General features: G+C 40.5%; 14 protein-coding genes. 1 reads left to right on the top strand and 13 read right to left on the bottom strand.

Annotated features, from left to right (window positions below):
* From LD39_RS04845 to LD39_RS04790, 13 genes are all read right to left on the bottom strand, one after another.
* Window positions 1–241: aminotransferase class I/II-fold pyridoxal phosphate-dependent enzyme (locus LD39_RS04845; protein WP_035543496.1), on the bottom strand; the 241-nt coding region annotated here is incomplete at its 3' end.
* Between the two features lie 18 nt (window positions 242–259).
* A complete protein-coding gene (locus LD39_RS04840) occupies window positions 260–793 on the bottom strand; it encodes a DUF5590 domain-containing protein (RefSeq protein ID WP_035543495.1) in 534 nt (177 codons plus the stop codon).
* Window positions 747–917, bottom strand: coding sequence for a YpmA family protein (locus LD39_RS21985; protein ID WP_081988304.1), 171 nt, complete (start codon window positions 915–917; stop codon window positions 747–749). The genes LD39_RS04840 and LD39_RS21985 overlap by 47 nt, the downstream gene beginning before the upstream one ends.
* Window positions 918–1,010: 93 nt before the next feature.
* Window positions 1,011–3,812, bottom strand: coding sequence for an ATP-dependent DNA helicase DinG (gene dinG / locus LD39_RS04835; protein ID WP_035543492.1), 2,802 nt, complete (start codon window positions 3,810–3,812; stop codon window positions 1,011–1,013).
* 111 nt (window positions 3,813–3,923) lie between these two features.
* Window positions 3,924–4,313, bottom strand: coding sequence for an aspartate 1-decarboxylase (gene panD / locus LD39_RS04830; RefSeq protein ID WP_035543491.1), 390 nt, complete (start codon window positions 4,311–4,313; stop codon window positions 3,924–3,926).
* 20 nt (window positions 4,314–4,333) lie between these two features.
* Window positions 4,334–5,200, bottom strand: coding sequence for a pantoate--beta-alanine ligase (gene panC, locus LD39_RS04825; RefSeq protein ID WP_035543489.1), 867 nt, complete (start codon window positions 5,198–5,200; stop codon window positions 4,334–4,336).
* An 11-nt stretch (window positions 5,201–5,211) separates the two neighbouring features.
* Entirely contained in the window at window positions 5,212–6,033 is an 822-nt protein-coding gene (panB, locus tag LD39_RS04820; RefSeq protein WP_035543488.1) for a 3-methyl-2-oxobutanoate hydroxymethyltransferase, read from the bottom strand.
* The gene (locus LD39_RS04815) at window positions 6,026–7,018 is read right to left on the bottom strand and encodes a biotin--[acetyl-CoA-carboxylase] ligase (protein ID WP_035543487.1); all 993 of its coding nucleotides are present in this window, start codon (window positions 7,016–7,018) and stop codon (window positions 6,026–6,028) included. Before LD39_RS04815 ends, panB begins: the two co-directional genes overlap by 8 nt.
* Window positions 6,994–8,202: a CCA tRNA nucleotidyltransferase gene (locus tag LD39_RS04810; RefSeq protein ID WP_035543485.1), complete on the bottom strand. Its 1,209-nt coding sequence runs from the start codon at window positions 8,200–8,202 to the stop codon at window positions 6,994–6,996. The genes LD39_RS04815 and LD39_RS04810 overlap by 25 nt, the downstream gene beginning before the upstream one ends.
* The gene (gene bshA / locus LD39_RS04805; protein ID WP_035543482.1) at window positions 8,186–9,322 is read right to left on the bottom strand and encodes an N-acetyl-alpha-D-glucosaminyl L-malate synthase BshA; all 1,137 of its coding nucleotides are present in this window, start codon (window positions 9,320–9,322) and stop codon (window positions 8,186–8,188) included. The genes LD39_RS04810 and bshA overlap by 17 nt, the downstream gene beginning before the upstream one ends.
* 7 nt (window positions 9,323–9,329) lie before the next feature.
* The gene (locus tag LD39_RS04800) at window positions 9,330–9,746 is read right to left on the bottom strand and encodes a methylglyoxal synthase (RefSeq protein ID WP_035543480.1); all 417 of its coding nucleotides are present in this window, start codon (window positions 9,744–9,746) and stop codon (window positions 9,330–9,332) included.
* Window positions 9,747–9,764: 18 nt separating this feature from the next.
* Entirely contained in the window at window positions 9,765–10,565 is an 801-nt protein-coding gene (dapB, locus tag LD39_RS04795) for a 4-hydroxy-tetrahydrodipicolinate reductase (protein WP_035543477.1), read from the bottom strand.
* A gap of 2 nt (window positions 10,566–10,567) precedes the next feature.
* Window positions 10,568–10,900 (bottom strand): nucleotide pyrophosphohydrolase, encoded by a 333-nt coding sequence (locus LD39_RS04790; protein WP_035543474.1) that lies wholly within the window; start codon window positions 10,898–10,900, stop codon window positions 10,568–10,570.
* Window positions 10,901–11,055: 155 nt separating this feature from the next.
* Between LD39_RS04790 and LD39_RS04785 the strand changes: the two genes are divergently transcribed.
* The coding region (locus tag LD39_RS04785) for a YitT family protein (protein ID WP_035543498.1) at window positions 11,056–11,460 on the top strand (405 nt) is incomplete at its 3' end.

The following is an 11,460-nucleotide window of genomic DNA, read 5'->3' as shown; positions in this document are numbered from 1 at the left end:
TCAGTTTTGCCGTAATAGCGTTTTTTAATTCTGGGACTCCACCAGCAGGAGTATACTTTGTTTTCCCTTCATCCATCGCACGTTTCGCAGCTTCTAAAATATAGGATGGAGTATTAAAATCCGGTTCTCCAGCGCCTAAGCCGATTACATCGTGACCTTCGGCTTTTAATGCTTTGGCTTTGGCTGTGATAGCCAATGTACTTGATGGGGTTAGTGATTTTACGCGAGTAGCTAGTTGCATAGTTATTCACTCCTTCAATTAATTCTGCCTAAAGGCAAATCTCTGATCAAAACTTTCTCCTGATAATTTAAAATAATCCAATACATAACGGTTTTTTTCATCAATATAAGTGATTTCATACACGGGTTGATTCTCTTCATATGCGTATTGAATATATTTAAAATTACATCCTTCACATTCTTGGGCCCACTTTTCCCTCAGTTCAGTTTTCAAGATAATTTTTTCATTAAAAACCTCGTCTAAGATTTGTTTATTCTTGAGGTCTACAAAGATAAGTCCTGAATCTCCTTGACTAGTCTTTCCTTCAACGATATGTATCGCTTTTGCACCTCGATAAACAGAAATTCGATCAACGTCAGCCAAATCCGTTCGGTCCAACGCCAGTTGAGAAGCTTCTTCTTGTCCAGCTGTACGATCCTGATTAATTTCGAAGTACATCCAACTAACAAATGCACCTGCAAGAATTAAGAGTACAGCAAGAACCAAAGTTGCCCACTTCACCCAACTAGGTACGGTAAATCGTGAAGACTGCGGTTTGATCGTCCTCATCATCTAAAGCCAACCCAAACATTAGATTTTGTTCCTTCAGCGTGCGATTCAACGAATCCACTACTTTGTATAAGTCATCAGATTTTTTAATACGTACAGTTGATAACGTTTCTACTCTATTATCCAATTTAAAACCTCCAAAAGTCGTCCGTGATAGCTATTCGTCTATTTGACTCGCTCTACATTATAACAGGTAAGATGAGATAAGTTGACCAGTAATCTACAACCACTTGTCAATTTCATCGATTAATTCTCGAGTTGGACTGAATGTGACAGGTACATCAGGAATCGAGGAAAGAAAATACTTCCCATATTTCGCCTCCATTAAACGCTGGTCACACACGAACACGACACCGCGATCTGTACTAGAACGGATTAGGCGGCCAAAGCCCTGCTTGAAGCGAATGATCGCATGAGGTAGAGATCTCTCCATGAAAGGGTTGTAACCTCCATCTCTAAGCTTTCTGTCTTTCATAGATTGAACAGGCTGATGAGGCGGCTGAAAAGGAAGCCTGACGATCATTAAACAGGATAAGTCATCTCCAGGTATGTCTACTCCTTCCCAGAATGAACTCGTACCAAGCAATATTGACTGCTCAAATGCCTGAAAATTCTTCTTTAACCGATCCCGGCTGCCACTCGACACTCCCTGTGCAAAAACCATAAATTCTTCAGGGTCAACGAACTCCTTTAGTAGTGTGTACGTCTTCTTCAGCATCTCATAAGATGTAAACAGGACGAGCATTCTTCCTTTTGTCACTACAGCTGTGGAGTATATCGCCTCACTGATAGCTTCTATGAATTCCTCAGGTTGAGACTTAACATTCGGAAAATCGTTCGGTACCATCAACTTGACTTGCTTTTCGTACTCGTAAGGTGATGGATAACTAACTTCATCTATATTCTTAAAATCTGCTAATCCCAGAGTTTTACGCATATAGTTAAAAGATCCGCTCGTCGTCATTGTAGCACTTGTTAGAACGACACTCTCTTTTTCTGAAAAAAGTCTTTCGTTCAGGAGCTCAGCAACATTCAAAGGTTCTTTAAATAAGTAAACGGCATTCGTTGCTCCTTCTCCCTCTATCTCGATCCACTTCACTTCATTCGTATTATTAAAGTCAAAATAGCCTATTAACTGCTCTCGCACCTCATTACAATAATGAATTTGAGTGTCTAATCTTGATCTGAGTATTGCGATCGATTGATTTTCATTTAGCTGTTCTGAAGCATATAGATAATCACGAATTTTTTCCATGCCTGCAATTAACTTTCTCAAAGCAGCTAAGAACCGTTGGCACATTTCATTAGCAATACTATAGAAACCATAATCTTTATCTTCGTTTAATAAATATTGAATTCTTCCAACATCACTCTTAGCTTTTTCTCTTTTTTTCTGCTGCTTGACTCTCTGAAAAATAAACCTAGAAAAGTGGTTCAGTTCTTCTTTTGCTTCATCAACAATAAATTGGCACTTGTCCAATTCACTATAAATCGACTCTGTTATCTTCAAATGTTTGTAAACCCGCTTTTTGAAAATCTCAGAAAACTGGGTCAACTGTCTTTGGAGTTCTTTATAGTTCAGACGCACGCCAAAGTAACGGCTTGCCACTGCATCTAAATGGTGAGCTTCATCAATAATTACATAGTCATAAAAGGGCAGGCGCTGTTCAGAACTAATAATGTCCATACATAGTAGGGCATGATTGGTAATTATAACATCAGCTTGATCTGCTCTTTGCTGAGCCCAATGAAAGAATGAATCCTTTCCGATATCCAACTCCACTTTTTTTGTAGATTGTTCTGACGAAACCTTGTACCAAAATTGCTTGCCATTCGACGGGAGTTGAATTTCATCGATGTCCCCCGTTGACGTCTCTAATAACCAAACCAGCAGCATGGCTTTCGTTAGGGCAATATCGTAATTGTCATGATGAGATTGTTCCAATTCATAACTGAAGTGGACTAGGCTAATATAATGACTTCTTCCTTTATAAAGTACAGCTTTGATCTCCCTATCCGTCATCTTCGCTAACAAAGGAATCTCCTTTTCCAACAATTGCTTTTGCAAACTAGTGGTATGTGTCGAAATAAGCACTCTAGCGTTATTACTCATAGAATGATGAACGGCCGCTAACAAATAGGCAATTGATTTTCCTGTACCAGCTCCCGCTTCAATCAACGCATGGGTGCTGGAACTAAATGCACGATGTACTGATTGAGACATTTCTTTTTGTCCTTTTCGTGTCTCATAAGATGGAAGAAGTTTTTTTAATCCTTCAGGTTGTTCATAAGCCTTTTCAATCCAATCATTAAACGGTAAAAGTTTACTCTTTCCTCCTCTATGAGAACGGTCAACTTTTTTAATTGGTATCCCATAAAGCAGGTCATATTCGATTTCACTCGCCTTGCCGTAACGTTTTTCATCAATGACATTTAGAATCAATGGCCTTAGTTCACTTTTTAATTTCGATTCGATTTTCAAAAAATGGACGAGAGTTTTCTCTGGAAGGTTTTGCAACCGCTCTAACAAGTACGCCAGGAGATCCCCGGTCACTTTTGCATCCGAAAGAGCTCGATGCGGCTGGTCATGTCCCATTTCTAACCAATCGGATAATTGTCCTAACTTAAAACTTGGTGCCATTGGAAGCATGATTCTAGCTAATTCCACCGTATCCAGCACAGGATTATGTAAGGGCTTGTAGCCACAGCGCTTGAATTCTTCATTTAAGAACCCTAAATCAAACTCAATATTATGAGCAACAAAATACGTGCTTTTGAGGATTGAATAGATTTCATCTGCGACTTCTGAAAATAAAGGAGCATCTAAAAGATCATCCTCTTGAATACCTGTTAAGGATGAGATGAATGGTGGTATCTCCCTTTCAGGGTAGATCAAAGAAGAAAATTCACGAATGATATTCCTCTTTTCATCCATCAGTACAATGCCAATTTCGATAATTCGATCGCCTTTAGAAGCAGCATTTCCAGTTGTTTCAAGATCAACAATCGCAAATGTATTCATAAAATCACCTCTTTTATTTAAAGAAAAGCGAAGACGCTTTTACAAAAAGGAAGGACCTTGCCTGGATAATCGGGCAAAGATCCTTACTCATACCGCTATATCCTCTTCGAATTACATAGGTAAAGCAGTCAACGGCGGTTCTTCTTCAACAATTTGGTCAACCTGATTATTCTCACCCATCAGAGCAATTTTTGGTTTAAATTCAGCAAGTTCATCTTCACTCAACATAGCATAAGATACGATGATAACAATATCGTCTGGCTGGACAAGTCTGGCAGCGGCTCCGTTCAAACAAACCACCCCACTCCCACGCTCTCCTGCGATCACGTAAGTTTCAAGTCTTGCGCCGTTATTATTATTTACAATCTGAACCTTCTCATGAGGAAGGATCCCCACCTGGTCCATCAAATTTTGGTCGATCGTAACGCTCCCTACGTAATTTAAATTGGCTTCCGTTACGCGGGCTCGATGAATCTTTGATTTCATCATGGTGCGAAACATAATTAATCCTCCTTGAACCCTTATCCTTTACTCGCTCTGCTTTTTTGATTGAAAACGACGTTATCAATTAACCTTGCACGCTCAAAAAAGACAGCAGTCGCAAGAATGACCTGCTGATTAATATGATCAACAGGCTTCAAATCGGGATAAGATAATAATTCAATATAGTCTATTTTACCACGAGTTTCGCTTTCAAGAAACTGTCTTGTCGCCTCTTTGACCTGCTCAGGGTCTTGAACGCCTTCTTCCACCATTTTTCTACCGATTTGCAGACCTTTTTGGATGGCAGGAGCTTGATGTCTCTCTTTCTCCGTCAAGTTTACGTTACGACTGCTTTTAGCAAGTCCGTCAGATTCTCTCACAGTGGGAACAGGAATTAGTTCCACAGGGAAATTATAGTCTTGAATCAATGCGTCAACAACAGCTACTTGCTGCGCATCCTTCATGCCGAAGTAAGCACGATTCGGCCGACAAATATTGAATAGCTTTGCAAGAACTGTGACGACACCTTCGAAGTGGCCGGGACGACTTCTTCCACATAAAACATCTGCTCTTCTCGTTACTGTCATTTCGATAGATAGAGGGTTTGGATACATGATGTCGTTGGTTGGTAAAAATATTAGATCGACACCATTTTTTTCAGCTGTCTTTCGGTCATGTTCTTCATCACGTGGATAATGATCAAGATCTTCACCATCCCCAAACTGAAGTGGGTTGACGAAAATGCTCAGAATGACAAAATCATTTTCCTTTCTAGCTGCTTTTAATAAATTTTCATGACCTTCATGCAAATAACCCATCGTCGGCACGAAACCGATGGATTTTCCTTCACGAATAAGAGAGTTGACTTTTCTTTGTACACTTTGAATATCATTGTAAACTTCCATATCAATACTCCTTAAGATTTTGGCAGACTCTCTGGGGGCATCGAAAAAGTATGCTTTTCTTCAGGGAAGGTTCTATCTTTCACTTCACGAACATAACTCTGCACGGCTTCTCCTAAGGCCTGATTACTGTCAAAATACGGTTTAACAAACTTCGGCAGCCTTTCTACTCCATACTTTAAGATATCATGGTAGACCAGTACTTGCCCATCACACTCTACTCCTGCACCGATTCCTATCGTAGGAATACTTAGGTGTGATGTAATCAGTTCAGCTAATTGTCTCGGAACACACTCTAGCACGATCGCCATGGCTCCTGCAGCTTCTATTTGTTTAGCTTCATCCAGCAATTGTTGCGCCGTCTCTCGATCTTTCCCTTGAACCTTATAACCACCGAGAACATTGACTGATTGAGGTGTTAGACCAATATGGCCCACTACGGGGATTCCAGCCTGAATCAACCGCTCCATAATCGTCAGAACCTCTCCACTGCCTTCAAGTTTCAAGGCTTGCGCACCAGTTTCCTGGAACAACTGCATCGCATTTTTTAAAGAGTCCTCGATGGAAATGTGATACGACATAAAAGGCATGTCCACGACTTTAAAGGTCGCTTGCGCTCCTCTTGTTACGGCCTTGCCGTGATGAATCATATCTTTGACAGTTACCGGTATTGTAGAATCGTATCCCAATACTGTCATACCGAGACTATCCCCTACGAGAATCATATCTGCTTCTGCTTCTTCAGCTAATTTAGCTGAAGGATAGTCATAAGCAGTAATCATAGCAATTTTTTTATTTTCCTCTTTCATTTTCAATAAACTGTGTTTATTAAGCATGGTAGCCTCCTTCACCCCAATGAATCTCAGCCGAATATAATTTTTCCTCATCACCTTCGGAGTCTCTCGCCCTTAGTGCTCCATCTGGTTCTATGCCAATCAGGGTAGCTTTCCAAGTGCGTTTCATTGTTGAGATTGTGACTTCTTCACCAATCCTATATCCGTAATGCTCCCATTGGTGTTTAACTTCTTCGAAACCTTCTTCAATATAATGATCATATGTAGTTTCAAACAAGCGCAGGATGTTCTGGACAGTCTCGTGAATATCCCATTCCTCATCTGATTCAATCTTCAATGAGGAAGCCTTATGATGGAGGTCCTGTGGAATATCATTAAGATCCTGATTAACGTTGATTCCCAGCCCGAGTACTACATATTGGATTTGATCCTGCTCAGCCTGCATTTCAGTCAATATCCCTGAAACTTTCTTATGGTTCACGAGTAAGTCGTTCGGCCACTTGATTTGTGGACAAATATTCTTATGAGCATCCATCATTTTAGCTAGCACTGTCGCTGCAAGTAACGTTAATTGAGGGGCTTGGAAGGGTGGAAGGTTCGGGCGCAGTAAAATACTCATCCAAATTCCTTTTCCTTTTGGTGAATTCCAGTTCCTGGCCATCCTACCTTTACCTTTTACTTGCTCATCAGCAATGACTACAGTGCCATGAGGTTTTCCTTGTTTTGCCATCTGATGAACGATTTCCTGTGTGGATTCGACTTGGTCATAATGGTAAATATGCTGGCCGATCCATTCAGTGTCTAGCCCCCATTGCAGCGTGTTTGTACTGATTTTATCAGGAGAAGACACGATTTTATACCCTTTCCTTTGAACGGCTTCAATCTCATATCCATCCTTTTTCAATTCATTCATATGTTTCCAAACGGCAGTTCTCGAAATATTAAGAGATTGGGACAATTGTTGCCCTGAAATATGTCCTTCTTCCTTCTCTAATAATTCGATTAATTGTTTACGGGTGGATTCCATCGTATGACCCACTCCTTTATCTTTTCATATTCATTGTGCAAATGTGATTCTACGATAGAATATTCCATCTGTTCAACTGCTTGGGATATCCATGGACCTTTTGGCTGATCGGGATATAGATTGATAAGATCCTTAGCCTGGAAAGCAAGATCATTGCTCGATCGAATAGGAAGCTGAAAAAGTACTTCTCTCATTTTTGTTAGAAAACCTTGATCATATCCGGTTCCAGCACGAAGCAAACGATCAAACGAAGGAAACAAATTCTCAGGAAGTTTGTACACAAGCCATGGAGAAATGCTACGCTTACGTTCATATTCTTCTAATCCTTCCATTAAACTTTCTGCTTCGCGTCTGCAACGGTTGGAAAGCTTCCATTTCTCAACCCACTCTTTAACGCTTGAATTCGAACGCCTAAACGAGTAATAAGCAATGACTTCCGGCCAGGTTTGTAAACTAACCTTTGGTCTCTGATCTAACAAGTCCAATTGATTTAAATGTGGCAAGTGAGGTTTTAAGTGTAAATCAGTCACCAGTTCCAGCCCCAGTTTAAACCCTTCGCCCTTATACAGCTTGATCGTTTCCTCTGCTATCCTTTCAATGGAAATATGGGCAAGTAAATGAGACTGTTGAGAAATCGCTCTTTTTGTATTGTTTTCAATAGTAAAGTTCAACTGACTGGCAAAACGGACAGCACGCATCATCCTCAAGGGGTCTTCCAGGAACCGCTCAGAAGGATTGCCAACGGCATTTATTTCTCTTTGTTCAATCGCTTGACGTCCATTGTACGGATCCACGATTTGCCCACGACGATCCATGGCAATAGCATTCATCGTAAAATCTCTTCTAGCTAAATCTTCTTTGATGTTATGAACAAATGTCACTTCATCTGGATGCCTAAAATCTTCATAACCTTTTTCAGTTCGATAAGTGGTTACTTCGTACGAATTCCCTTCATATCTCACGATAACAGTCCCATGTTCAATGCCTACTGGGATCACTTTCTTAAAAATCTTCTGTATTCGCTGTGGAGTTTCAGATGTTGCAATATCAATATCGCCTACTATTCGTCCAGATAGGAAGTCCCTGACCGAACCACCAACGATGAAAGCTTCTCCGCCGTGACGCTCAATTTTTTCTATGATGGCAAAAGCAGGTTTAAATACAGATTTAAACGTCGGATCCATCACTCATCACCCGTTCATAGAGTTCTTCATATTGCTTCAAAATTGTAGAAGATGCAAATTTTTCACTCACAACATTTCTAGCGTGTTTCGAAAATGCAGCCATTAATTCATCATCTGTTAACATCCGTAATGCAAAAGCGGCAATTTGATCGATATTCCCCAGCTCAACGATAAAACCAGTTTCGCCATGATCAATCACCTCTGGTATACCTCCCACGTTTGTACCTATACACGGGACTCCACAGGCCATTGCTTCAAGCAATACCAGTCCGAAACTTTCCTTCTCAGATAATAACAGTTTAAGATCAGAGATTGACAGTAAATCACTGACATTTTCTTGTTTTCCTAAAAATAATACCCGGTCTTCGATCCCTAGTTCCTGAACTAACTGATAACAATCTGAATACTCTGGACCATCACCTACAAGGAGTAGTTTCGAAGGCACTTCTGATGCAATTTTGAAAAATGCCCGTATAACATCGGGAACTCTCTTCACTTTCCGGAAATTCGATATATGAATCAATACTTTTTCGTGATCATCGATACAATAATGTTTTTTTAACTCTTGCGTTGACTTCCGGTAGTATTCCCTCTCGTCAACAAAATTGTAAATAACTTCAATGTCTTTGTCTGTATTCAACATATCCTGTGTCTGATCTACGAGACTATTTGAAACAGCCGTCACTTGATCGGACTGCTCAATGCCAAATTTGATCATCTGTTTCAAGCTTGAATCGATACCCAGTACCGTAATATCGGTCCCATGCAAAGTCGTAATAATTTTAACATCACGCTTACACATCTGCTTGGCTAAAATAGCGCAAATGGCATGAGGCATGGCGTAGTGCACGTGGAGGATATCTAATTCTTCTCGGTTAATTACTTCAGCCATTTTTGCAGATAAAGCTAAATCGTACGGTGGATGTTGAAAAACTGGATAGTTGTTTACTTCAACTTCGTGGTAATAAATGTTTGGATATACACGATTCAATCGAAACGGAACTTGAGAAGCGACGAAATGAATCTCATGGCCATGTTCCGCCAAAAGTTTACCCAGTTCCGTAGCAATGACCCCTGATCCACCTACCGTAGGATAGCAAGTTATTCCTATTTTAGCCATAAATCTTTCACTCCTGTTTTTTCTTCTTGTCTTTAATCACATTACGCCATTCAAAGTCACCACGATCCAGTGCACGAATCAGGATTTCAGCCCCTGCCAAATTAGTTGCAAGAGGAATCTGATGTACATCACATAAACGCAATAGAGCGCTGATATCTGGTTCATGTGGCTGTGCGGTTAATGGATCTCTGAAAAAGATCACCATGTCCATTTCATCTTCAGCAATTTTGGCACCAATTTGCTGGTCCCCTCCCAAGGGCCCTGATTGAAAGCGATGAATAGGTAAGCCGGTAGCTTCTGAAATTTTTTGTCCAGTTGTCCCTGTTGCAAAGAGCAGGTGCTTTTCTAATATTTCACAATAAGCTGTAGCGAATTGAATAATATCCTTTTTTCTTTCATCGTGCGCAATTAATGCGATATTCATATCCCTTGCCTCCCTATATTAGTCGAGCAGATGCTCCAATCCATAGACAAGTCGATCTAGTTCCATTACCTTTTCTGCTGCCAGCTTTACCCCACTCATAAATGATTCCCTATTGTGAGAGTCATGCTTGATGGTAAGCGTCTGTCCTAATCCGCCGAAAACCACTTCCTGATGGGCAACGAGGCCCGGAAGCCGCATACTGTGGATTCTCATCCCATCAACATCGGCACCTCTAGCTCCCTCCAGTGTTTCCTTCTCATCGGAGTGCCCTTGCTTATGAGAATCCCTGACTTCCTTGATCAGTTGGGCTGTCTTAACTGCAGTTCCAGAAGGGGCATCTAATTTCTGATCGTGATGTTTCTCGATGATTTCCACATCAGAAAAATGTTTTGCAGCCCATTTCGAAAACTGCATCATAAGTACGGCCCCGACTGCAAAGTTAGGGGCAATGACGACTCCAACTTCCTTTTCCTCAGCTAAATCCGTAATTTCCTGCATCTGCTCATCAGTAAATCCGGTCGTTCCTACAACGGGTCTAACATTATGTTCCAAAGCAAGCTTCGTGTGTTTATAGCCATGCTCCGGTGTAGTTAAATCTATCAATACATCCGCTTCAAGTTCACTAAGTGCCGTTTCAGCACTTGTATAAATCTTTGCATCGAATTGAGGCAAACCTTCGATTTCTGCCACTCTTCGTCCATCATTCGTACGATCTATACAGCCAACAAGTTCAAAAGACGTGTCATCTTTTATCATACGAAGCGCTTCTCTACCCATCTTCCCGCGTGGTCCAGCTACAATTACTTTAATTTCAGCCATCCTCATTTCTCCCTTTCTTTTCTAGTCCAACGGTCTTTATCTCTTGTTTCAATCTTACTCATAGAATGCTCAAAAGCCTCTGACAAATCGATCTCCAATGAATTTGCAAAACAAGTCAGCACGAAGAGAACATCTCCCAATTCTTCTTCAAGTGCCTTTTCTTTTTCACTGTCTTTTTTAGGTTTCTCTCCATAGCGGTGGTTTATTTCCCTAGCCATCTCACCGACTTCTTCAGTTAATCTCGCCTGAAGACTTAACGGTGAAAAGTATCCTTCTTTAAATTGAGATATGTAATCATCAACGCGTTTCTGAATTTCTTTAGTGGAATAGTTCATTTGTGTCACCTCTTAAATCTTTCATAAGTATCTCTCTAAATGGTAGCCAAAAGGGGGCGATTTGACAAATTTTTTAGTTTGAAATACATTTCATTGCCGGTTCATGTTAAGTTCTCTATAATATGAGACGTGTCAAAAATTACGGAGGTGAGTGTATGAAAGTCTTTGGACTGCGAATAAAGAATATATTTTTTATTTTGATTGGAGCCGCAATCTTTTCGTTTGGTCTTGTCCACTTTAACATCCAAAACGAGCTGGGAGAAGGCGGCTTTACAGGAATAACTTTATTACTTTTGTATTTATTTAACTGGGACCCAGCACTTATGAATATTGTACTTAATATACCAGTTTTAATCGTTGGATGGAAAATACTTGGCCGAAATACTTTCTTATATTCACTAATTGGAATAGTAGCTGTTTCCGTTTTTATCCGTCTATCACAAAAGTATATGGTAGAAATCGACCTAGCCTCAGATCTAACCCTCGCTTCCCTATTTGCAGGAGTCTTTATAGGTATAGGTTTAGGAATTATTTTCAGATACGGCGGGACGACAGGCGGG

The organism is Halobacillus sp. BBL2006, assembly GCF_000786645.1.
GTDB lineage: Bacteria > Bacillota > Bacilli > Bacillales > Halobacillaceae > Halobacillus.
The sequence above is the reverse complement of the archived record's forward strand: the minus strand, read 5'-3'. Positions and strand labels throughout refer to the sequence as shown.